Source organism: Promicromonospora umidemergens, assembly GCF_024171995.1.
Classification (GTDB): domain Bacteria; phylum Actinomycetota; class Actinomycetes; order Actinomycetales; family Cellulomonadaceae; genus Promicromonospora; species Promicromonospora umidemergens.
On the sequence record NZ_JAMTCT010000014.1, the window covers coordinates 85,153 to 107,341 of the forward strand.

General features: G+C 69.5%; 25 protein-coding genes and 1 tRNA gene. 17 read left to right on the forward strand and 9 right to left on the reverse strand.

The features are described from left to right. Window positions 1-144 precede the first annotated feature (144 nt). The 5 genes from APR04_RS19900 to APR04_RS19920 all read left to right on the forward strand — a co-directional run bounded on the left by APR04_RS19900 (window position 145) and on the right by APR04_RS19920 (window position 3,508). Window positions 145-819 carry a hypothetical protein gene (locus tag APR04_RS19900; RefSeq protein WP_253873467.1) on the forward strand — a complete coding sequence of 225 codons (675 nt, stop codon included), beginning with the start codon at window positions 145-147 and terminating at the stop codon, window positions 817-819. A 63-nt stretch (window positions 820-882) separates the two neighbouring features. Continuing rightward, entirely contained in the window at window positions 883-2,424 is a 1,542-nt protein-coding gene (locus tag APR04_RS19905) for an alpha/beta hydrolase (RefSeq protein WP_253873470.1), read from the forward strand. A 125-nt stretch (window positions 2,425-2,549) separates the two neighbouring features. Then, window positions 2,550-2,625 (forward strand) — tRNA-Thr (locus APR04_RS19910). 350 nt (window positions 2,626-2,975) lie between these two features. Beyond that, window positions 2,976-3,227, forward strand: a complete 252-nt coding sequence (locus APR04_RS19915; RefSeq protein ID WP_253873472.1) for a hypothetical protein — start codon at window positions 2,976-2,978, stop codon at window positions 3,225-3,227. Window positions 3,228-3,232: 5 nt separating this feature from the next. After that, entirely contained in the window at window positions 3,233-3,508 is a 276-nt protein-coding gene (locus APR04_RS19920) for a ribbon-helix-helix protein, CopG family (protein WP_253873474.1), read from the forward strand. A gap of 161 nt (window positions 3,509-3,669) precedes the next feature. Here APR04_RS19920 and APR04_RS19925 read toward each other — a convergent pair whose 3' ends face one another. Beyond that, window positions 3,670-4,017, reverse strand: coding sequence for a hypothetical protein (locus APR04_RS19925; RefSeq protein ID WP_253873476.1), 348 nt, complete (start codon window positions 4,015-4,017; stop codon window positions 3,670-3,672). Between the two features lie 305 nt (window positions 4,018-4,322). Beyond that, window positions 4,323-4,511 carry a hypothetical protein gene (locus APR04_RS19930; protein WP_253873478.1) on the reverse strand — a complete coding sequence of 63 codons (189 nt, stop codon included), beginning with the start codon at window positions 4,509-4,511 and terminating at the stop codon, window positions 4,323-4,325. Between the two features lie 299 nt (window positions 4,512-4,810). Between APR04_RS19930 and APR04_RS19935 the strand changes: the two genes are divergently transcribed. Together APR04_RS19935 and APR04_RS19940 are read left to right on the forward strand one after the other, a co-directional pair. Further along, complete coding sequence (locus APR04_RS19935; protein ID WP_253873480.1) at window positions 4,811-5,386, forward strand: type IV toxin-antitoxin system AbiEi family antitoxin domain-containing protein; 576 nt, start codon at window positions 4,811-4,813, stop codon at window positions 5,384-5,386. After that, the gene (locus tag APR04_RS19940) at window positions 5,383-6,243 is read left to right on the forward strand and encodes a nucleotidyl transferase AbiEii/AbiGii toxin family protein (RefSeq protein WP_253873482.1); all 861 of its coding nucleotides are present in this window, start codon (window positions 5,383-5,385) and stop codon (window positions 6,241-6,243) included. Before APR04_RS19935 ends, APR04_RS19940 begins: the two co-directional genes overlap by 4 nt. 42 nt (window positions 6,244-6,285) lie before the next feature. On the opposite strand, the gene APR04_RS19945 is transcribed toward APR04_RS19940, so the two are convergent. Both APR04_RS19945 and APR04_RS19950 read right to left on the reverse strand, forming a co-directional pair. After that, window positions 6,286-6,672, reverse strand: coding sequence for a DoxX family protein (locus APR04_RS19945; RefSeq protein WP_253873484.1), 387 nt, complete (start codon window positions 6,670-6,672; stop codon window positions 6,286-6,288). Window positions 6,673-6,822: 150 nt separating this feature from the next. Further along, the gene (locus tag APR04_RS19950) at window positions 6,823-7,665 is read right to left on the reverse strand and encodes an SDR family NAD(P)-dependent oxidoreductase (protein ID WP_253873486.1); all 843 of its coding nucleotides are present in this window, start codon (window positions 7,663-7,665) and stop codon (window positions 6,823-6,825) included. 113 nt (window positions 7,666-7,778) lie between these two features. On the opposite strand from APR04_RS19950, the gene APR04_RS19955 reads away from it, so the two are divergent. Beyond that, window positions 7,779-8,381: a TetR/AcrR family transcriptional regulator gene (locus APR04_RS19955; RefSeq protein WP_253873489.1), complete on the forward strand. Its 603-nt coding sequence runs from the start codon at window positions 7,779-7,781 to the stop codon at window positions 8,379-8,381. Here the strand turns inward: APR04_RS19955 and APR04_RS19960 are convergent. Continuing rightward, window positions 8,378-8,815 carry a ribosomal maturation YjgA family protein gene (locus APR04_RS19960; RefSeq protein ID WP_253873491.1) on the reverse strand — a complete coding sequence of 146 codons (438 nt, stop codon included), beginning with the start codon at window positions 8,813-8,815 and terminating at the stop codon, window positions 8,378-8,380. The genes APR04_RS19955 and APR04_RS19960 overlap by 4 nt on opposite strands. Then, window positions 8,805-9,653: a cell division protein ZapE gene (gene zapE, locus APR04_RS19965; RefSeq protein WP_253873493.1), complete on the reverse strand. Its 849-nt coding sequence runs from the start codon at window positions 9,651-9,653 to the stop codon at window positions 8,805-8,807. The genes APR04_RS19960 and zapE overlap by 11 nt, the downstream gene beginning before the upstream one ends. 23 nt (window positions 9,654-9,676) lie before the next feature. Between zapE and def the strand changes: the two genes are divergently transcribed. Further along, window positions 9,677-10,366, forward strand: a complete 690-nt coding sequence (gene def / locus APR04_RS19970) for a peptide deformylase (RefSeq protein WP_253873495.1) — start codon at window positions 9,677-9,679, stop codon at window positions 10,364-10,366. 62 nt (window positions 10,367-10,428) lie between these two features. On the opposite strand, the gene APR04_RS19975 is transcribed toward def, so the two are convergent. Genes APR04_RS19975 through APR04_RS19985 form a run of 3 tightly spaced genes read right to left on the reverse strand, consistent with a single transcriptional unit; the run spans window position 10,429 to window position 12,592 of the window. Beyond that, entirely contained in the window at window positions 10,429-11,007 is a 579-nt protein-coding gene (locus tag APR04_RS19975) for an alpha/beta hydrolase family protein (RefSeq protein ID WP_253873498.1), read from the reverse strand. A gap of 58 nt (window positions 11,008-11,065) precedes the next feature. Further along, window positions 11,066-11,938, reverse strand: a complete 873-nt coding sequence (locus APR04_RS19980; RefSeq protein ID WP_253873500.1) for a hypothetical protein — start codon at window positions 11,936-11,938, stop codon at window positions 11,066-11,068. A gap of 33 nt (window positions 11,939-11,971) precedes the next feature. After that, the gene (locus tag APR04_RS19985) at window positions 11,972-12,592 is read right to left on the reverse strand and encodes a hypothetical protein (protein ID WP_253873502.1); all 621 of its coding nucleotides are present in this window, start codon (window positions 12,590-12,592) and stop codon (window positions 11,972-11,974) included. A 299-nt stretch (window positions 12,593-12,891) separates the two neighbouring features. On the opposite strand from APR04_RS19985, the gene APR04_RS19990 reads away from it, so the two are divergent. The 8 genes from APR04_RS19990 to APR04_RS20025 all read left to right on the forward strand — a co-directional run bounded on the left by APR04_RS19990 (window position 12,892) and on the right by APR04_RS20025 (window position 22,189). Then, a complete protein-coding gene (locus APR04_RS19990; protein WP_253873504.1) occupies window positions 12,892-15,453 on the forward strand; it encodes an ATP-dependent Clp protease ATP-binding subunit in 2,562 nt (853 codons plus the stop codon). A gap of 303 nt (window positions 15,454-15,756) precedes the next feature. Next, window positions 15,757-16,803 (forward strand): TRAP transporter substrate-binding protein, encoded by a 1,047-nt coding sequence (locus tag APR04_RS19995; protein WP_253873506.1) that lies wholly within the window; start codon window positions 15,757-15,759, stop codon window positions 16,801-16,803. A gap of 23 nt (window positions 16,804-16,826) precedes the next feature. Beyond that, window positions 16,827-17,330, forward strand: a complete 504-nt coding sequence (locus tag APR04_RS20000; protein WP_253873508.1) for a TRAP transporter small permease — start codon at window positions 16,827-16,829, stop codon at window positions 17,328-17,330. A gap of 13 nt (window positions 17,331-17,343) precedes the next feature. After that, window positions 17,344-18,648: a TRAP transporter large permease gene (locus APR04_RS20005; protein ID WP_253873509.1), complete on the forward strand. Its 1,305-nt coding sequence runs from the start codon at window positions 17,344-17,346 to the stop codon at window positions 18,646-18,648. A 28-nt stretch (window positions 18,649-18,676) separates the two neighbouring features. Continuing rightward, on the forward strand, window positions 18,677-19,516 hold the full coding sequence (gene kduI / locus APR04_RS20010) for a 5-dehydro-4-deoxy-D-glucuronate isomerase (RefSeq protein ID WP_253873511.1): 840 nt from the start codon (window positions 18,677-18,679) through the stop codon (window positions 19,514-19,516). A gap of 39 nt (window positions 19,517-19,555) precedes the next feature. Further along, window positions 19,556-20,305 carry an IclR family transcriptional regulator gene (locus APR04_RS20015; RefSeq protein WP_253873513.1) on the forward strand — a complete coding sequence of 250 codons (750 nt, stop codon included), beginning with the start codon at window positions 19,556-19,558 and terminating at the stop codon, window positions 20,303-20,305. Window positions 20,306-20,408: 103 nt separating this feature from the next. Next, a complete protein-coding gene (locus APR04_RS20020; protein WP_301312757.1) occupies window positions 20,409-21,158 on the forward strand; it encodes an SDR family oxidoreductase in 750 nt (249 codons plus the stop codon). Continuing rightward, the gene (locus tag APR04_RS20025) at window positions 21,155-22,189 is read left to right on the forward strand and encodes a C-terminal binding protein (RefSeq protein ID WP_253873515.1); all 1,035 of its coding nucleotides are present in this window, start codon (window positions 21,155-21,157) and stop codon (window positions 22,187-22,189) included. Before APR04_RS20020 ends, APR04_RS20025 begins: the two co-directional genes overlap by 4 nt.

Genomic DNA, 22,189 nt, shown 5'->3' on the forward strand with positions numbered 1-22,189 from the left:
GTCACCTCGCCGTCTATCGATGTGCCGGGGGCGTGCAAGACCAGTGGCGCCCGCCACATGACAAGGGTGAAGGCGTCGCAAACCTGCGACAACCACCCGGTGGTGTCAGGCGAGTGGAAGGAGCTGGGCATGAAGGAGCTGGGCATGAGGATCAGGCGGACGGGCCGATCGGGTGCGACGGCACGGTCCCTCGACCGTGCAGGTGCGGCAGTGCTGGGCCTCGGCGTCACGGCGGCGCTCGCGCTGTCCGGGTGCGCGCAGTCCGACGTCGGCGGGTCCGAGGCGGGGGAGTCGACCGCCGCCACGTCAACGGTGCCGGAGGAGAGCGAGACGGCCAGCCCCAGCCCTTCCGACAGCGTCAGCCCTTCCGACGGCAAGGACAAGGACGAGAGGCTGCCGCAGGCCGCCGACATGGAGCTCGAGGCCGGCAGCTCCGGGCGCGGCCTGCCGCAGGGCATCGAGGGCAGCACGGAATCGACGGTCGGGGTCGCGTGGGCGCCCGCGGAGGGTCTGCTGTACGTGGTGACCAACGGGTCCAGCTCATGTCCCACGTTCGCGGAGCCGGAGGCGACCATCGGCTCGGGCAGCAAGTCGCGCGGCGTCTCCGCAGCCGACGGCGTGCTCGCGGTGCAGCTCATACCACCGAGCGACGGCATCTGCACCATGGACTTCGTGCCCACCACCACGGTGGTCAAGGTGCCGGCGGAGTCGGACACCGGCCAGCCGGTCCCGGTCATGCTGGGTGACAAGGGCAAGGTCGAGCTCCAGGCCCGCACCGTGGAGGGCGAGCCAGGGCCGGTGACCTGGCTCGACTCGTGAGGGTCGCGTGTCGGTTCGCCTGTGGGTAAGAAATCTACCCAGCACAACCGATAGGTTGTGCGGGTGATTCGCCCCGCCCGCCGTCGTCAGCCTGCGGCCGTCGTCGCCACGCTGCTCACCACTGTTCTCCTCCTCGCCGCCTGCGGTGCACCGCCCAAGGTGCAGACCGCGCTGGAGGACGTGGGTAAGTCGGACGGCTCGGCGACGGAGGGCGCCCCCAAGGGGTTCGAGGACTTCTACGGCCAGTCCCTGGAGTGGACCGACTGCGGCGAGGGCTTCCAGTGCGCCACGGCCGCCGCGCCACTCTCCTGGCACGACGCGGGGTCCGGCAGCATCGAGATCGCGCTCAAGCGGATCCCCGCCTCGGGGCAGAAGGTGGGATCGCTGCTGGTCAACCCGGGCGGCCCGGGCGGGTCCGGGGTGGACTTCGTCGGCGACCCGGCGCGGTTCGGGCAGTCGCTGCGCTCGTCGTTCGACATCGTGGGCTTCGACCCGCGCGGCGTGGGGCAGTCGACGCCGGTGAAGTGCTTCGACGACGCGGGCAAGGACGAGTTCCTCAGCACCGACTACCCGTACACGCCGGGCGGCCTGGCGGACCGGCAGGACGCGGTTCGGGAGTGGGGGCAGGCGTGCGCCGAGAACACGGGGCCGCTGCTCGGGAACGTGGACACGCAGTCCGCCGCCCGGGACATGGACATGCTCCGGGGCGCGCTCGGCGACGACAAGCTCAACTTCCTCGGCTTCTCCTACGGCACCCAGCTCGGCGCCACCTACGCGGGCCTGTTCCCGAAGCGGACGGGGCGTCTGGTGCTCGACGGAGCGCTCGACACCACGCTGGCTTCGGACGAGGTGGCGCTGCAGCAGGCAGAGGGCTTCGAGAGCGCCCTGCGCGCCTACGTGACGGACTGCCAGACGAGCAGCGACTGCCCGCTCACCGGTGACGTCACCAGCGGCCTCCAGCAGATCCAGGCCATGGTCGAGGACGCGGAACCCAACCCGATCCAGACGTCGTCCGAGCGGGCAGTGACGAAGAAGCTCGCGTTCTACGGCGTGGCCGTGACGATGTACGACGAGGGGTCCTGGTCGTTCCTCACGCAGGCCCTGCAGGAGGTCTTCTGGGAGGGCACGGGCGACGACCTGCTCTACCTGGCCGACGTCTACAACGACCGCAACGAGGACGGCACCTTCAAGTCCAACAGCGAGGAGGCGTTCCGCGCGATCAACTGCGCCGACGGCCGCGCCGAGGAGGACATGACGAAGATGCGGACGCTGGCCACAGAGATCCAGGAAGCGGCACCCACCCTGGGCGAGTCGTTCGGGTACTCCGGCATCGAGTGCACGGACTGGCCCTACCCGCCGGCGGAGCAGGAGTTCGACCAGGCTGCCAAGGGTGCGCCGCCGATCGTCGTCGTCGGTACCACCAACGACCCTGCCACCCCGTACCGCTGGGCCGAGTCGCTCGCGGAGACGCTCTCGTCGGGCACCCTGGTCACGTACGAGGGCGAGGGGCACACGGCGTACGGCAGGTCGAACACCTGCGTCAGCACGGCCGTGGAGGACTATCTGGTGGAGGGAACCGTCCCGGAGGACGGCCTCACCTGCTGACGCAGGTGAGCCCGATTTCGCGAGGTTGAGGACGTCACACGGTTTCGCTTTGAAACCTGGGCCTCTCATTGGGTACAGTGAGGGCCGCTCACCGATCCGGGTTCGTACCGGCTCGTGGTGTGCACGCCGCCTTAGCTCAGTCGGTAGAGCGTCTCACTCGTAATGAGAAGGTCATCAGTTCGATTCTGATAGGCGGCTCCACCAAGAAGACCCCGTTCGACCAGGCCATACGCGCCAGGATCGGTCGGGGTTTCTTGCGTCCCACGCCCCGCTGAGAGCACCCCCCGCGCTCCCCGGGCCGCGTGCATCGGCTACGCCAAGACGTCGCGCCGGGGAAGCGAACCACAAGTCGCCGGTGCAGACGCTGTTGCCGCCGACATCGGAGACCTCGCCGTCCCACAAGGGCCTGATGCGCGAAGATGTCGGCACGGCCAGGGCTCCGGGAGGGCTTTCTCGGAGCCTTACTTCATGCCCGCAGCCCGCCGCGCACGCCGTCGAGTATCGCTCCCATACCCGCTTGACTCCTCGGGTATCGCCGCCATACTGAGGAAGTGGAATACGTGGTGGGGCGGACGGCGCGGAAACGGTCCAAGGGCTTCGACTGGTCACTCGTGGAGGCGGTCATGAGCCAGCACGACCCGATCCGGTTCGAGGAAGACGGCCGGACCTGGCTCGGTTGGCTCGGTGACGACGGAGAAGGCGGCCAATGGGAAGTCATCGGGCACCTCGCCGACGACGAGCCAGACCTACTTGTCATCACCCGCGCCCAGCGCTTCCAGCAGACGTTCACCGAGGAAGGATGAACACGATGACCAAGTACACGCGCAGGCCCGAGGAGCCCGGCAAGGACTACTCCGCCGGGATGAGCGACGAGCAGATCGAAGCCACCACCGAGCGCGTCTCACAGCGGCTCCGGAACCTCCACAGAGGCGGCTACTCCCTCAGCGGCGAAGAAGAGCACTCACCGAAGGTATCGGTCACCCTGCCCCGCGACGTCCGCGACAAGGTCGCCGCACGAGCCGCAGCCGAAGGTGTGTCCGTCTCGAAGTACCTCCGGCGCATCATTACCGAACACGCCGCCTGACACGCGCGGCGCGGGGCTCGTGAGGACTTTCTTTACTGTCTCAAGGCGCCGCTCCGCGGCGTAGGGCCCCGCCGTCGGCGGGGCCCCGAACATGACGAAGACGGTCCCGACTCAGTGGTCGAGACCGTCTCTCGTTGTGCAGCTCGCGCCCGACTGCCTGACTACTGGGCGTCCACCGGCTCCATCGGGTCGTGCCAACGCCTGAAATAGCGCTCGATCGCCTCCGGGCGAGCGAGGTCCAGTTCCAGCCACTCGGCAGAAGCCATCCTCAACCGGTCCTCGCAGAGCGCACGGTCGCCGCCGATCCGTGGATCGTCCTTGATATCGGTCAGGTTCGCCCACAGGAGGTACGCCGCCCCGCCGTGCTCGGCATCGAACATGACTTCGTCAGCGGCAATCTCGTCCATGCCGTCGATGCCGACCCAGTACGGATCGCTCGAAGCCAGGACCTGATGTGCCGTGCTGGTCATGATGGCGTAGAGCTGGGAGTCAGCGTCATTGGATGCCATGGCCGAACTGTAGACACGGTGCCAGCACGACTCACCGCCGCGCCCAGGGCCCGTCCGCGACGCACCCACCAAGTGCCTCCGGCGGGCACCTGTCGGAATCAAGAGGATCGAGGGAACCGCGGTGCTCCTGCCCCTCCGTCATCCATTGGCTTGACCGGACCTTGACACCGAACCTGTTGCACTACCGGCAGGACCGATGTCCGAGACGTGCCCCGCGCCAACGGATGACGGAGGATCAGGGGTTCCGAGCCGGGAGTACGACGGGGTCACAAGCCCGCAGGGGCAGACGGGCCCGATCGCTGTGCCTATTCGTAGGGCCCCTCGACCGCCAGCGGGAAGCGCGGCTGTAGCGCTGCAACCAGGCAGGCGTGGTGAGCCCCGATGGTCTGGGAGGTCACAATGTGGTCCCACGACACGTTAAGGCGGACGTACCTCGGATCGTCGTCGGTCGGTTCGCCGCAGAAGCCGCAGAGGAATCGGTCGTGGTTGCTCACTGGTTGATGATCCCGCCCGTAGAGCGCCTGGTTTCGCGCACCCCCGACTCGCGACCGCGTGGTTCGAGCGCACCAGATGCCTGCGAAATCCGGCGGAGGATCCGGCCCGTAGGCATCCGGGACGTTCTCGTAATGAGAAGGTCATCAGTTCGATTCTGATAGGCGGCTCAGTACGCCAAAGGCCCGGAACCTCCACGGTTCCGGGCCTCTGTCTTAGTCCGGCATGGGGCTGCGGATCAAACTCTCTACACCTAGGATTATCTGTAGAGAGTTTGATCCGACCGTTCCCGGAGGTGCCAGTGCACGATCTCCTTGCTCGACGTGCCCCGTTCCGCACCGCCGAAGCGCGCGCCCAAGGCGTCAACGCGCGGATGCTCCGTGCCTGGGTCGACTCCGGCCTTGTTACTCAGCTCGCGCGGGGAATCTACGAGCCGGCGGATGCCGACGCGGGGGATCCGGACTTGATCGAGATCGTTATCAGGTCCCCGCGGGCGACGATCTGTCTCACGACCGCACTCGCTCAGTACGACCTCGTTGATGACATTCCTGTGGCGTACGACCTCGCACTGCCACGTGGAGCGCACAGGCCTCTGCTGGCGGCGCGGGTAGCTTGGCGATGGTTTGATGCCGAGACGTTCTGCATCGAGCGCAGGACGGAGCAGATCAGTGGCGTCGTCGTCCCGATCTATTCGCCCGCCCGGAGCGTCGTCGACGCCTTCCGCATGCGGGGTTATGAGGGGTACGAGACGGCGACCACCGCATTGCGCCGTTGGCTTGTCAGGCGCGGAAACCACCCCTCAGAACTGCTACGCATTGCTCGCCTGCTGCCTCGTGCCGAGAGGCCGCTCCGTACCGCTCTGGAGATCCTGACATGACCGAGATCGCGACGGCGACCACTGCGGGACAGGCCAGGGAGGCGTATCTCGCGCTGCGCAACGTCGCCAGGCGGGACGGCGTCAACTTCGCTGAGACGCTCGTCCTCTACAAGCTTGAGCGCACGCTTCACAGGCTTACGCGGACCGACTACCGACACAAGTCCGTCCTCAAGGGCGGCTTCCTCTTGGCGGCGTATGCCGACCGTCGGCCAACCAAGGACATCGACGCGATGTTGAGCGATCTGAGCCTGGACGAGGCCACCGTTCGTCAAGTCTGTCGCGCTGTCATCGCAGTGGACGAGCCGGACCGCCTGACGTACGACGTCGAGACCTTGAACGTTACCGAGATACGCGAGAACGACGACTACGCCGGCTTCCGCGCCGCCATGACCTGCAACCTGCACACGGACAGGCAAAAGATTGCCTTCGACTTCTCGACCGGGGACCCTGTCGCGCCGCCCGCGATCGACGTCGTGTTGCCGGGGTTGCTCGGTCAGGACGTGACCGTGCGTGGCTATGTGCCCGCGATGATCGTGGCCGAGAAGTACGTCACCGCGCTGGCACGTGGCGAGACGAACACCCGCTGGCGCGACTTCGTGGACCTGTACACGATTGGCCGAACCGTTCCTGTCGACCCAAGCGAACTCCTGACGTCGTTGCGCGCGGTCGCCAACCATCGCGGCGTACCACTGGTTCCGCTTGCCGAGGCGGTCGACCTGACGAAGTTCGCTGAGGTTGCGCAGACTCGATATGTCGCTTGGCGACGCAAGCATGGGCTATCCAGACTCGCACCCGAACGGTTCGCGGACCTCCTCGCGGCCGTCGGGGCGTTGATCGACCCGGTACTGGCCAGGTGAGCGAGGGGATGCGATAGATCGCGGTCGACATTCATGATCGTGTCAGCCCACGAACGCCTCCGGTCCGAAGCGGCCCCAGACCACGAAGCCGATCAGGGCCAGGTAGGTCAGATCCACCAGCGCGAGCTTGTACTCGCCTCGGCTGATGCGGGTGACCGCGGCGCCGACCATGATCATCGCCAGGCCCAGGGCCGACAGCGGCACCAGGTCCGGCGCGATGCCGAGCGCGGCGGGCAGGACCAGGCCGAGGCCACCCAGCACCTCGAGGACTCCGATGGCCTTGATGCTGCGAGGCTTGAAGTCTTCGACCCAGCCCGCAGCGGCCCCTGTCGCAGCGATCCTCTCCTTGCTCGCGATGACCTTGAGCCCACCGCTGCCCACGTAGACGATCGAGAGCAGCCCGGCAGCTATCCACAGGGCGATGTTCATAAGGTTCTCCTCGAAGCCGGGGGCACTCTCTGTACCGCCGACGACAGACGGGGCCGATGTGTGACGGCGAGGCCGATCGTGAGGTCGAGGCGCGCGAGCTGTGATGTCCAGGGAGGCCGTTCCTGTTCGCTGCAGCCGGGGCGGGTCGGGCTATCCCTGCGGCGAGGGAACGGCCTCCTCCGCGGAGCGGCTCACGGCTTCCCACTCCTTCCAGGTGCGGCGCCGCTCGTCGGTGACCTCGAACGCGATGTCGTACGCGGTGCCGCCGAGAAGGAGTCGACGCGGAGGACGGGCGCTGGCGGTCAGCTCCAGGATCGCCTCGGCGGCTCGCTCCGGGTCGCTGTCGACGCTGTTCTCCGCGAACTGGGCCGCCAGCCGGTCCCGCAGGCCGTCGTAGTCCGGAAGGGGTGCTGCGGTGTCCATGGCGGTGTACAGGTCGGTCCAGTAACCGCCCGGCTGCACGATGGTGACGTCGACGCCGAAGTCGGCGAGCTCGTGCGCCACCGCCTCGCTCAGGCCCTCCAGCGCGAACTTGCTCGCGCTGTACAGACCGGTGCCTGCGAAGCCGGCCAGACCGCCGATGCTGGAGATCTGGATGAGGTGGCCGGAGCGTTGCCGACGGAGTACCGGCGCGACGGCCTGGGTCACCCACACGGCGCCGAAGAAGTTGGTCTCCAGCTGAGCACGCACCTGCGCCTCGGTGAACTCCTCGACGAACCCGTACGACATCGTCCCGGCGTTGTTGATCACGATGTCGAGCCGGCCGAAGGCCTCGACGGCCTGCTCGACGGCGGACCGCACGGAAGCCGGGTCGCGCACGTCCGCGACGATCTGGAGCAGGCCGGCTCGTGTCTCGTCCGCCCTTGTCGTGCGGGACACCGCGGCGACCTGATCGCCCGCGTCGAGGGCGGCGTCGGCGAAGGCGCGGCCCAGGCCACGGCTCGCGCCGGTGATGAACCAGGTTCGGGGCTGATTGGTGGGCCGTTCGGTCATGGTGCTTCCCCGTTCTACGATTTGTCGAGACGAAACGTCTCGACAACAACTGTGACGGGACTATGTGGCTTTGTCAATACGCAACGTCTCGTCTTTGCGGCTAGGCTCCTCGTATGCCGACCGTTCCCCAGCCCTCCACCGGGCGTCGCCGCAACCCCGCCACCCGCGTGGCGATCCTCGCCACCACCTTCGACGTCGTCGCCGAGCTCGGCTACGCGCGGCTGACCATCGAGAAGGTGGCCGCCCGAGCCGGCGTCGGCAAGCAGACGATCTACCGGTGGTGGCCGAACAAGGGCGCCCTGGTGCTCGACGCCGTCCTCGAGCGCTCGCTGGGACCGGGGGAGCCGGTCGAGCTGCCTGACACCGGTGACCTCGAGGAAGACCTGACCGCCGTGCTGGTCGCCACGGTCGAGGAGTTCGCCGACCCAGCGTTCGACCGCGCTCTGCGCGGGCTCACCGCGGCGATCATCGAGGACGCGGAGCTCAGCCAGGCCTACCGCGAGCGGCTGGACGAGCCGATGCGTGAGCTCAAGAAGCGGCGACTCCGCCGGGCGCAGGAGGCCGGCCTGCTCGACCCGGACGTCGACCTCGACCTGGCCGTCGACCTGATCTTCGCACCGGTCACCCGGCGCTGGACGGAGCGGTCCGGTGATCTGACCCCGGACGGCGTGCGCGCGATCGTCCGGTACGCCCTGCGTGGACTGGCGAGCGCCTAGCGGGGATGACGCGCGGGCGGGCGCCGTCGTCGGCCTTCCCGTACCGCCCGCACGATCCGGTGCAGAGCCCAGCCCGATGCCGCGCCCACAGCGTAGAACGGCAGGTCGGGCGCGTTGAAGGTGGTGCCGAGCACGAGCCGCGCGAGCGCGCTGTGGGCACCCAGCTCGGCGGGGACGCCGGTGAGCTGGAAGAGCTCGACCGCCGCGCTCACCCCGAACGCCACGATCGTGGCTATCCACGCGCGAGTGCGTGGCGCCACCACGAGCACGAGCCAGAAGATCAGCAGCGCGTAGAGCGCGTCGCCCGCGTACTTCGCGAGGTCGCCGCCCAGCACCGACCGCACGGACAGTCCGGCCGCCACGGTCACCACGGCCGCGGCGGCAGGGGCCGCCCGGCTCCGGAGCCGAGCCCGGACCGTCGTCTCACCGCTCATGCGCGTCACTCATGTGCGCAGTCTGCCGGAGCTGCCGCAGGCGGCTCGTCGCACGGGCCAGATCGGGCGGCGCCGGGCGGCCGGCGGGCACCGAGAACAGCTCGTCGAGCGGTCGTGGCGCGGTCAGCACCAGCGAGAGATCCCGGTCGTAGAGCACGTCGACAAGGCTCACGAACCGCTGCTGCGTGTTCACATGGCAGTCGGCGAACGGCACGACGTCGGACACCACCCAGCGGCCGTAGCGGTCCGCGAGGGACAGCAGGTCCAGCGCGGACACGGGTGCGGTGCAGAGACCGGCGAAGTCGAACCACACGGCGCCGTCCGACGCCCGGAGGGCCCGCACGCTCCGGCCCCCGCTGAGGGTGACGTCCGCCGCTTCGTGCGGGGCGGGCGGAACGAGGCCTACGGCCGCCTGCTGGTGCGGGGTGCCGGGCACCAGGGCCGATCCCGCCCGCCAGCCCCGGGCGGCAGGGGCCGACGGCGCGGCGTCGGACCGGTCGAGCTCCCGGTAGTCCACGGGACCGTCGACCCGCAGCACGTCGAGCCTCGACTCCAGGAGGTCGATGAGGGGTTCGGCGAGCTCGTGGAACAGCGGGTCGGGCAGGAGCCCCTTCGGCGGGTAGTTCGAGGTGGCGACGAGCATCACTCCGCGGCCCAGCAGGGCGCCCAGGGCCCTGGAGAGCAGTGTGGCGTCGCCGGCGTCGTCGGGGCCGCCACGTCGTCGGCGGACGGCCACCCTGCCCAGCAGGTCCTCGAGGTGCTCCGCCGCGGCCAGCTGTGCGTCGTCGAGCAGGTATCCCGCCGTGCTCGCGGCGTCGCGGATCGGCGTGGACGGCATCCGTCGAAGGTACTCTCTGTCCCATGGCATGGACCCGCCCCCGACGGCGCAAGCCCGTCACCTACGTGCTCGGAGAGCCGGTCGAGGAGTACCCCGCGACGGCCCCTGAGGTGGACCGCGGCCGAGTGCTGCGCATCACCGAGATCGGCGAGCCGGTGCTGCACACCCCGGCCCGGGCCGTCGAGGAGTTCTCGACCCCGGAGCTCGCCCGGCTGATCGACGACCTGTTCGCCACCATGGAGTCCGCGCAGGGCGTCGGCCTCGCGGCTCCGCAGGTGGGCGTCGACCTCCGGGTGTTCGTGTACGACCTCACGGACTCGGCGGGCGACCGGCACGTCGGGCACGTGGTCAACCCGATCCTCGAGATGGACCTCGACGCGGAGCCGGAGACCGAGGAGGAGGGCTGCCTCTCCGTGGTCGGCGCGTACGAGCCGCTGGAACGCCCCGGCGCGGCCACGGTGCGCGGCGTCGACCAGCACGGCGGGCCGATGCAGCTGTCGGGCACCGGCTACCTGGCGCGCTGCCTCGTCCACGAGTCGCAGCACCTCGACGGCGTCCTGTACTGGGACCACCTGAGCGCCGACCTGCAGGCGGACGCGCTGGAGCAGCGCGACGAGGAGCGCGACGACATCATCGCGGAACGTCGCGAGATCGCCATCGAGCTGGACAAGACCCCGCCGACCTATCCGGCGAAGCCGGCAGGCGGCCGCTGACCCCCTTCGTCGTGAGCGCGGTCGTTGAGCCTGGGACGGTCACGTAGCCGCAACCGTCGCGCTCACAACGAAGCGGTCCAGGACGCTACCGCCTGGGCCACGGCCTTCTCCCGGGCTGCGCCGCGCATGTCGTGCGCTCCGGGCAGCGTCACGGTCGTGACAGGGCCGGGGACCGCCGCGACGTGCTCCGCGAGCTCGTCGGGGGTGCCGAACTGGTCCTTGTCCCCGGACACGAACAGCGTGGGCACCTCGATCTGCCCGAAATGCTCCACCCGGAGCTTCTCCGGTCGCCCCGGCGGGTGCAGCGGGTAGCTGAGCAGCACCAGGCCGGCGGCGGGCAGACCCTCCGCGACGGCCATCGAGCACATCCGCCCGCCGTACGACCGTCCGCCGAGGAGCAGCCGGTCCGTCGGCACTCCGAGCTCGGCCGCCCACGCGGCGGCCTCGCTCCGCAGGTGCGCGACGGCGACCGGCGCCCGGTCCGGCATCCGCCGCCCCGCGAGGCGGTACGGGAAGTCGGCGCGGCGCACGGGTACCGGCGGTGCGACGTCGGCCAGGGCGTGCTCCACGGCGACGAGCGCCGGGCTGTCGCGGTTCGCGCCCGCGCCGGGCGTCAGCAGGAGGCCTGCGGGTCTGGTCACCCACCAAGTCTGCCCCGGGCGCCTAGTTCGGGCCCGGGCGGCGCACCGCCGTCCCTGGTCAGGTGAGACGACGCCAGAGCAGCAGCAGACCGCCGGTGGCGAGCAGGGCGCCGCTGCCGAGCACGGTCACCCACCCGAGCGGGGAGATGACCTCGCCGTCCCCGGCCGGGACCGCCTGGGCCTCGTTGCCCTGCTGCTCGACCATGCCCTGCATGAGCGCCACGTCGGGCGACGTGCGGGAGGGCGACGGGCTGGGTGTGCTCGAGCCGGACGGCGACGGGGTCGCGCTGGGCGTCGGGGTCGGCGTTGGGGTCGGTGTCGGGGACGGAGTGGGTGCCGGTGCGGCGGAGGGTGTCGACGCGGGGGCCGCGGCCTGCGGCTGTTCGGCCTCCGGGGTCGGCCGCGGTCTCGGCCGCGGCGTCGCGACCGGGACCGGCGCGGGCTTGTCGGCCTTCGTGGCGGCCGGTGTCGGCGTGGGGGTCGACGGCGGGGTCCGCCGGCTGGCCGTGCACGCGGTGCTGCCTTCCGACGCGTGCCAGCTGCTCGCGTCCTCGACCTCCACCCACACCACGCAGTAGCCGTCCGGGTAGGCCCGCTTGGCCTCCCAGAACGTGGTCCAGCCGTGGTTCTGCTCGTCCCGCGTGAGGTCGCGGGAGTAAGCCTGCCCGCCGCGGCGCGCTCCGGCGGGCCGGACCACGTAGACGACCTCGTCGCTCGCGCTGCCCCGCTGGAAGGCGACACCGTCGGCGTTGACCCAGATGTCGTCGTACGAGCGCTCGGCGGCGGCAGCGCGCTGCCCGACGGCGGTGGTACCCGTCAGGGCGAGCACCGTCAGCAGGGCCAGGAGCAGGACCCGCTGGAACGGGCGTCGTGCTGGGGCGTTGCGTACCGTCGGCCGCGGCGTCGCGGCGGAGGCAGTGGCGCTTGTCACGGCCGCGATCCTACCGCCGAGCGTGCGGAACCGTCAGAACCGCGGGCCCTCCTCGCCGTGGAGGAGGTTACGGATGGGTCGGGTGATGACGTCCACCCGGTCCACCAGGTCGGCCGGTCCGGTCACGACCACGGCCCGGTCGGCGGCCGGGGAGTACACGGCGGTCACCTCGCGCACCGTGACCCGCATGCAGCGTCTGCTCGTGCCGTCGACCCGGAACTGACGGGTCTCGCACGGCACGTCGTCGACCTCTGCGACGATCGCCCGCATCGCGCTGCGGTAGTCCTGGTAGGACTCGGCCAGCTCGGTGACGGAGGCGCTCCCCGGCGGCTCGGCCGGGTCGACGTCGGCGTGCAGAGGTGCGACGAGCGCGCCGCTGCAGGCGGCGCGGACGATGTCCTCGACCTGCGCCGGCGTCGCGGGCACGCGGAGGGTCTCGACCTCGACTGTCTCGCCGGAGAACGTGCGATAGGACCGCAGGAAGCGTTCCTCGGTGGGGTCCGTGCTGTCGGAGACGCCGGTGACCTCTTCCTCGATCAGGTCGAGTCCCCAGGTCAGCGGGTCGTGCACCTCGCCGACGACGCCCGAGAACCGCGCGAACCGCGCGACGATCTGTTCCCAGGACTCGGGGGTCGGGCTCGGGTCGTCCGCCATGTGGCCTCCCGGCGCGGGTGCGGGTCTGACAACGAGACTGCCGGGTGCGGGGGGAGGCGTCAACGACCTACGCCCGAATCGGCCTCCAAACAGCCGGGACTCGCCGCCGAGAGCCCGTGCCCGGGCGTGTCGTCCCGGGCGAGGACGCCCCCCACCCCTCTGGACCCCCGACATCGTCACGCCCCTGGCGAACATGGGCATCAACCGGCCCATGGGCGCGTTGTGAGCGCATAGAGTCGTTGCGGTCAGGCCTGGTACCGCCGGTGGCAGGTGCCCGCCGCCCGCGTGAGGAGCAGCACATGTTCGAGAGATTTACGGATCGCGCCCGTCGGGTCGTCGTCCTCGCCCAAGAAGAGGCGCGGATGCTCAACCACAACTACATCGGCACGGAGCACATCCTGCTCGGCCTCATCCACGAGGGTGAAGGCGTTGCCGCCAAGGCGCTCGAGTCGCTGGGGATCTCGCTCGACGGCGTCCGCACCCAGGTCACCGAGATCATCGGTGAGGGGCAGCAGGCGCCGAGCGGGCACATCCCGTTCACGCCGCGCGCCAAGAAGGTGCTTGAGCTGTCGCTCCGCGAGGCGCTGCAGCTCGGCCACAACTACATCGGCACGGAGCACATCCTGCTCGGCCTCATCCGCGAGGGCGAGGGCGTCGCAGCACAGGTGCTCACCAAGATGGGTGCCGACCTGAACAAGGTGCGCCAGCAGGTCATCCAGCTGCTGAGCGGCTACCAGGGTAAGGAGCCGGTCTCGGCGGGCGGCCCCCAGGAGGGGCAGCCAGCCGGCTCGGCCGTGCTCGACCAGTTCGGCCGCAACCTCACCCAGGCCGCGCGCGAGGGCAAGCTGGACCCGGTCATCGGTCGTACGCAGGAGATCGAGCGGGTCATGCAGGTCCTGTCCCGCCGCACCAAGAACAACCCGGTGCTGATCGGCGAGCCGGGCGTCGGCAAGACGGCCGTCGTCGAGGGCCTGGCGCAGGACATCGTCAAGGGCGATGTCCCGGAGACGCTCAAGGACAAGCAGCTGTACACGCTGGACCTCGGCGCGCTGGTCGCCGGGTCGCGCTACCGCGGTGACTTCGAGGAGCGCCTCAAGAAGGTGCTCAAGGAGATCCGTACGCGCGGCGACATCATCCTGTTCATCGACGAGATCCACACCCTGGTGGGTGCGGGTGCCGCCGAGGGTGCTATCGACGCCGCCTCGATCCTGAAGCCCATGCTGGCCCGCGGTGAGCTCCAGACCATCGGTGCCACCACGCTCGACGAGTACCGCAAGTACGTCGAGAAGGACCCGGCCCTGGAGCGTCGCTTCCAGCCGATCCAGGTGTCCGAGCCGTCGCTCGAGCACGCCATCGAGATCCTCAAGGGCCTGCGCGACCGCTACGAGGCGCACCACCGCGTGTCCATCACGGACTCCGCGCTGGTCTCGGCCGCCACGCTCGCCGACCGGTACATCAACGACCGGTTCCTTCCGGACAAGGCGATCGACCTGATCGACGAGGCCGGCGCACGGCTCCGCATCCGTCGTATGACGGCTCCGCCGGAGCTCAAGGAGCTCGACGAGAACATCGCCGAGGCGCGCCGCGAGAAGGAGTCGGCGATCGACGAGCAGGACTTCGAGAAGGCCGCCGGGCTGCGGGACAAGGAGAAGCAGCTCACGCAGGTCCGCGCGGACAAGGAGAAGGCCTGGAAGTCGGGTGACTTGGACACGGTCGCAGAGGTCGACGACGAGCTGATCGCCGAGGTGCTGGCGATGTCCACGGGCATCCCGGTCGTCAAGCTCACCGAGGAGGAGTCCAGCCGCCTGCTCAACATGGAGGCGGAGATCCACAAGCGGGTCGTCGGCCAGGAGGCGGCCATCAAGGCGCTGTCGCAGGCCATCCGCCGTACGCGTGCAGGGCTCAAGGACCCGAAGCGCCCCGGTGGCTCGTTCATCTTCGCCGGCCCCACCGGTGTCGGTAAGACCGAGCTCGCCAAGGCGCTCGCCGAGTTCCTGTTCGGTGACGACGACGCCCTCATCCAGCTCGACATGTCCGAGTTCTCGGAGAAGCACACGGTCTCGCGACTGTTCGGCTCCCCGCCCGGATACGTCGGTTACGACGAGGGTGGCCAGCTCACCGAGAAGGTGCGGCGCAAGCCGTTCTCCGTGGTCCTGTTCGACGAGGTGGAGAAGGCGCACGCCGACATCTTCAACTCGCTGCTGCAGGTGCTCGAGGACGGTCGGCTCACCGACTCGCAGGGTCGAGTGGTCGACTTCAAGAACACCGTCATCATCATGACCACGAACCTCGGCACGCGGGACATCGCCAAGGGCGTCCAGACCGGCTTCAACGCCGGCGGCGACCTGGTGACCTCCTACGAGCGCATGAAGGCGAAGGTCAACGAGGAGCTCAAGCAGCACTTCCGGCCGGAGTTCCTCAACCGCGTCGACGACACGATCGTGTTCCCGCAGCTCTCCCAGGACGAGATCATCGAGATCGTCGACCTGGAGATCGCGAAGCTCGACCGTCGTATGCGCGACCGGGACATGGGCCTCGAGCTCACCCCCGCCGCCAAGCACCTGCTGGCGGAGAAGGGCTACGACCCGGTGCTCGGCGCCCGTCCGCTCAAGCGGGCGATCCAGCGGGAGATCGAGGACACCCTGTCCGAGAAGATCCTGTTCGGCGAGCTCACGGCCGGTCAGCTGGTGATCATCGACGGCGAGGGCGAGGGCATCCTCGGCGAGTTCACGTTCCGCGGTGTGGAGCGCGACGAGCGTCGTCGTCCGACCCCGGCCGAGCCGCAGTCGGTGCCCGCGGGCGCCGGGCTGGTGCCGCGCGACCTGCCGCCGTCGGGCCAGATGGCTGCCGGCGGGGCGTAACCGCCCGGTAAGGCTCCCGGACCGTAACGAAGGCCCGGTCACCCCGAACAGGGGTGGCCGGGCCTTCGTGCGTGGTCGGCAGGACGTCAAGCGTTCGGCAAAACGTCAGGTGGTCGGCAGCCCGAGCTGCCGACCACCTGACGTATTGCCGACCGCACGTGCCACAGGCCGCACGTGCCACGTACCGCGCGGAGTTTGACATGTTCCCCGTCAAGATGGTTCCGTACGACAGAACTCAGTTCCGCTAGGCGGATCAAAGCACCGGATGAACGTCCCGCTCGATGTTGAGCAGAAGGAGAAGCGATGAGGCTCAAGAAGATGGCCGCCGTAGGCACGGCGGCGCTCGTGGCCGTGGCACTCACGGCCTGTGGCGGTGGGTTCGAGGCTCCCGCCGAGGGGAGCGCCGAGACCACCGGCGGTGCCGGGGCCCCCGAGGCGGAGACGGTCTTCAAGGTCGCCTTCAACCAGAACGCGGACCAGCCCGAGGCGGTCGCCATGACCCACCTCGGTGAGCGCCTCGCGGAGCGGACCGACGGGCGGTACTCGCTCGAGGTCTTCCCGAACGAGACGCTGGGCGCCCAGAAGGACACGGTGGAGCTGGTCCAGGCCGGGACCGTGGACTTCGCGCTCGTGGCCGGGTCGCTGCTGGAGAACTTCAACCCCGACTTCGTCGCGCTGAACCTGCCGTACGTGTACGACTCGCAGGAGCACCAGGAAGCGGTGCTCAACGACCCGGAGATCACCGGTGACCTGTACACCTCGATCGAGGACCAGAACATCCGGGTGCTCGGCGGCTTCTCCGCCGGAACCCGCAGCGTGTACAACTCGTCGCACCCGATCGAGACGCCCGAGGACCTCGCCGGTCTCAAGATCCGGGTCATGGAGTCGGACACCAACACGCGGATGCTCGAGCTCATGGGCGGCACCGGTACGCCGATGGGGCAGGGCGAGGTCTACACCGCGATCCAGTCGGGTGTGCTCGACGGCGCCGAGAACAACGAGTCGATCTACGCGAACCTCAAGCACGACGAGGTGGCGCCGTACTACTCGTACACCAAGCACCTCATGATCCCGGACCTCCTCATCACGAGCCCCGAGGCCTTCGACTCGATGTCCGAGGAGGACCGCGCGGTGTTCCTCGAGGAGCTCCAGGTGGCGTTCGAGGAGTCCAGCGAGCTCACGGCGAAGGTCATGACCGAGAGCCAGGCCGCTGCCGAGGAGGCCGGCGCCGAGTTCAACGAGCCGGACGTCGCGCCCTTCCGGGACGCCGTCAAGCCCCTCCTGGACGAGAAGCTGACCACCGACACCGCCAAGGACCTGCACGACAGCGTCCGCGCGGCCGCCGAGTGACCCGGTACTGAGGATCTCGAGCGATGACATACGCCAAACGAGGTCTTGATGTCGCACTGCGCTGGTTGTGCATCGGGCTGTTCGCGGCCCTGGTGCTGATCGTCGTGTGGCAGGTCTTCTCCCGACAGGTGCTGAACGCACCGAGCACCTGGTCAGAGGAGCTCGCCAAGTACGTCTTCATCTGGCTCGGGCTCTTCGGCGCCGCGCTCGTCTTCGGCGAGCGGGGACACATCGCCGTCGACGCGCTGGTCCGCAAGCTGCCCGGGCGCGTGCAGCGCTGGAACGCCGTGCTGGGCCAGATAGTGATCGCGGCCTTCGCCGTCCTGGTGCTCGTCTACGGCGGCTGGCAGGTCTCGGAGCTCGCCTGGAACCAGAGCATGCCCGGGCTGCCGCTGAAGGTCGGCTGGCTGTACCTTGCGCTCCCGCTGTCGGGGGTCCTGGTGCTCTTCTACACCGTCTACCACCTGGTGGCCGTCGTGCGTGGCGTGGAGAACGCCACCGCCGACGGCGAGCCGGACGCCATCTGAGGAGGCTGTACACATGGAGGTGGCTGCACTCGCCGGGCTCGTCCTGGTGGTAGGTATCGTCGTTCTTCTCGTCCTGGGGATCCCGGTCTCCGTGGCGGTGGGCATGTCCGCCGCCGCCGCGGCGATCACGGCCCTGGGCTTCGAGGACGGGCTGCTGACGTCTGCACAGCAGATGTTCCGCGGCATCAACAACTTCTCGCTGCTGGCGATCCCGTTCTTCGTGCTCGCGGGCGTGATCATGAACAACGGCGGGATAGCGCTGCGGCTCGTCAACTTCGCCAAGATGCTGGTCGGACGCGCCCCCGGCTCGCTCGCCCAGACCAACGTCGCGGCGAACGCGATGTTCGGCGCGGTCTCCGGCTCGGCGGTGGCGTCCGTCGCCGCCGTGGGTTCCACGATGGGTCCCCTGCAGGCCAAGGAGGGCTACCCGAAGGACTTCGCGGCCGCGACCAACATTGCGTCGGCCCCGGCGGGGATGATCATCCCGCCGAGCAACCTGATGATCGTCTACTCGCTGGTGTCGAGCACGTCGATCGCCGCGCTCTTCATGGCCGGCTACATCCCCGGCCTGCTCTGGGCAGCCGTCTGCATGGTGATCGTGCACCTGTACGCCCGCAAGCGGCCCGAGCTGCGGATCTCGGTGCGACTGTCGTTCCCGGCCGCTATGCGGGTGGCCGTCGAGGCGATCCCGGCCCTGCTGCTCATCGTCGTCGTGATCGGCGGCATCCTGGCGGGCTTCTTCACCCCGACGGAGGCGTCCTGCATCGCGGTGGTCTACTCCCTGGTGCTCGCGTTCGTCTACCGGGCGATCAAGGTCCGCGACCTCGGGGAGATCCTGCTCGAGTCGGCTCGCACCACCTCGATCGTGATGTTCCTGGTCGGCGTCTCCGCCGCGATGTCCTGGGTGATGTCGTTCGCGCAGATCCCTCAGCTCGTCACCGACGGGCTGCTGTCCGTGACCAGCAACCCGTACCTGCTGATCATCCTGATCGTGGTGCTGCTGCTGGCCATCGGATGCTTCATGGACCCGACGCCGGCCGTCCTGATCTTCGCGCCCATCTTCCTGCCCGTGGTCACGGCGTTCGGGATGGACCCCGTGCACTTCGGCATCTTCATGGTGATGGCGCTGTCGATCGGCACCATCACGCCGCCCGTCGGACCGGTCCTGTTCGTCGGCGCCCGGGTCTCCGGCATGTCGATCGAGAGCGTCATGCGTCGCATGGTCCCGTTCTTCGTCGCGCTGGTGCTGCTGCTCGTCGTCGTCGCGATGACCCCCGCGCTGTCGATGTGGCTGCCCACTCTTCTCGGGCTCGTCTAGCCCGTCACTCTGCCAAGGAGGCATTCAGTTGGAACAGCGTTACGCCACCGCACCCGACCAGGTACCCGGGATGACCACGGAGGACCTCCGCGGTCGCTACCTCGTCCCCGAGCTCTTCGTCGACGACGAGATCCGCACCGTCTACACCCATCACGACCGGGTGGTCCTCGGCGGGATCAGCCCCGTCTCCGCTCCGCTGACCCTGCCGGGCTACCCGGAGATCCGCTCGGAGCAGTTCTTCGAGCACCGTGAGGCGGGCATCGTCAACGTGGGTGGCACCGGCACCATCACGGTGGACGGGACGGAGCACCGGCTGGAGCACGGCGCCTGCCTCTACGTGGGACGGGGAGCCGTCGACGTCGTGCTCGCCTCGGAGGAGCCGACGGCGGAGGCGGGGCCCGCGCGGTTCTACCTGTTCTCCGCGCCTGCGCACACCGCGTACCCGACCACGCTCGTGCCGCCCGGGCAGGGCACGGTGCGCGAGCTGGGCGACCCGCTCACCTCGAACCGCCGCACGCTCAACCAGTACATCCACGAGAACGGCGTGCGGTCGTGCCAGGTGGTCATGGGGGTCACCACCCTGTACCCCGGTTCCATGTGGAACACGATGCCGGCGCACACCCACGACCGGCGTACCGAGTGCTACCTCTACTTCGACCTGCCGGCCGAGGCGCGCGTCATCCACATCCTGGGGGAGCCCACCGAGACCCGGCACCTCGTCATCGGCAACCGGGAGGCCGTGATCTCACCCAGCTGGTCCGTGCACTCGGGGGTCGGTACCGCCTCATACTCCTTCGTGTGGGCCATGGCCGGTGAGAACCAGGCGTTCGACGACATGGACGGTTTCTCCGTCTCCACGATGCGGTGACGATCACGATCACGATGCGGTGACGACCAGGAGGCAGTGATGAGCGAGGCGACGACGGCCAGCGAGAAGACGCTGATGGTGCTCGAGGCGGCGATGACGCACGAGCGGTTCAGCGAGATCGTGACCGCGGTACACCTGCCCAAGGCGACGGTGCACCGGATCCTCACCACGCTCGTCGAGCGGGACTTCATCCAGGTGGCCGACGGCGGTGCGCACGTGCCGGGTCCCAAGATCCTGTCGCTCGCCGGCATCGCCTACGACCGGGTGGACATCTCGACGATCGTCCAGCCGTACATCGACGACCTCGTGCGCCGCGTGCAGTGCACCGTGCACGTCGGGGTGCGCAGCGGCGACGAGATCATCTACCTGGTCCGCACCGACTCCGACAAGCCGTACCGGATGCCGTCCCGGGTCGGCGCCGCGATCCCGATGCACACCTCGGCGATCGGCAAGGCGATCCTGGCCCGGCTCGACGACGACGCGATCGAAAGCTTCGTCAACCGGGCCGGGCTCCCGCGCCGGACCGCCCGGAGCCTCACGACCATCGAGGACCTCCGCGCCGAGCTCGCCGACATCCGCAACGACGGCTACGGGTTCGACCGCGAGGAGAACGTGCCGGGCGTCGTGTGCATCGGCATGGCCGTCCGCGACCACACGGGGCACTCCAACTACGGGCTGTCGATCTCCTCGCTCGCGCTCGAGCACACGGAGGGACAGCTCGCCGCGATGTCCGGCGACCTGCGCAAGACAGCCGCCGACATCACCCACGCACTCGGGGGCGACCGGTAGGGCACCACGTGCCCGGCCGGGACACCCCGGACCCTGACGAAAGAAACCAAACGTGAGCACTACGAGCACCATCGGACCCGATACCGACCCGGTACTGGCCCGGATGTTCAGCCTGGCCGGCCGCACCGCCGTCGTGACGGGAGCGAGCAAGGGCATCGGCCTGGGCATCGCGACCCTCCTCGCGCAGGCGGGGGCCGACGTCGTCGGCGTCAGCACGACCATGTCGGACGGCGACACCGACGCCCGCAGGGCCGTCGAAGCGGCAGGCCGCCGCTTCACGCCGATCGCCACCGACCTCTCGGACCGGGCGGCCGTCGCCGAGCTGGGCGGGCGCCTGGCAGGGCTCGAGGTGGACGTGCTCGTCAACAACGGCGGGACGATCCGCCGGGCTCCGGCCGCCGAGCACCCGGACGCCGACTTCGACCACGTGATCGAGGTGAACCTGCGGTCCGCCTGGACGCTGTCCCGCGAGGTCGGCCGGTCCATGCTCGCGAGGGGCCACGGCAAGATCGTCAACACCGCCTCGATGCTGAGCTTCCAGGGCGGCGTCAACGTGCCCGGGTACACCTCGTCGAAGTCGGCGCTCGCCGGCCTGACCAAGGCTCTCGCGAACGAGTGGGCCGGCCGCGGCGTGAACGTCAACGCGGTGGCCCCCGGTTACGTGGCCACGGACAACACGGAGGCGCTGCGCGGCGACGCCGGGCGCAACGCCGAGATCCTCGGACGGATCCCGGCCGGTCGCTGGGCCACGCCGGAGGACATCGCCGGCGCTGTGCTCTACCTCGCCGCGCCCGCCTCGAACTACGTCCACGGCGCCATCCTCCCCGTCGACGGCGGATGGCTCGCCCGATGACGGCCTCGACGACGACCCAGGGGCCCGCCCCGACGATGGTCGTCACGGAGTGCGACCACGATGCGTTCCTCCAGGAGGAGGACGTCGCCCGCACGGCCGGGGTGACGTTCCGCGTCGAGCAGGCGGGCGACCGCGCCGCGCTGGAGCACGCCTGCGCCGACGCCGACGGGATCCTCGTGCAGTACGCGACGATCGACGGCCCGCTCATGGATGCTCTCCCGCGCCTTCGCGTCATCGGCCGCTACGGCGTCGGCGTGGACTCGGTGGACGTCCAGGCGGCGACCGAGCGCGGCATCGCGGTCTGCAACGTGCCGGACTACGGCACCGAGGCGGTCTCGGACCACGCGATCGGTCTGGCGCTCGCGGTGGCGCGCGGCATCCCGCTGCTCGACCGCGGCGTGCGCGCCGGCCGGGTCGACCTGCCGAAGGTGCGGCCGCTGCACCAGATCGCCGGACGCACCTTCGGCGTCGTCGGGCTCGGCCGGATCGGACAGGCTACGGCGCGCAAGGCGGCAGGCCTGGGTTACGACGTCGTGGGCTTCGACGTGCTCGCGACCCCCGGTACCGACTACCGCGGCGTCCGGGCCGTCACGCTCGAGGAGCTGTGCGCGACCGCCGACGTCGTGTCCGTGCACGTGCCGCTGCACGAGGGCACCCGGGGCATGATCGGCACCGAACAGCTCGCGCTGATGCGCCCGACGGCCGTCGTCGTGAACACCGCGCGCGGCGGCGTCGTGGACACCGACGCGCTCGTCGCGGCCCTCGACCGGGACGCGCTCGGCGGGGCGGCGATCGACACGCACGACGTCGAGCCGCTGCCGACCGACCACCCGCTGACTCGGTTCGACAACGTGGTGCTCACGCCCCACCTCGCCTGGTACACGGAGGAGTCCTACCGCGAGCTGAAGCGGCGCACGGCGCAGAACGTCGTCGACGTGCTGGCGGGCAGCCCGCCGCGCGAGGTCGTGAACCCCGGGGCCTGGGGGCGCGGACGCACCGCCCATCTGGCCACCCAGCCGATCGGAGCCTGA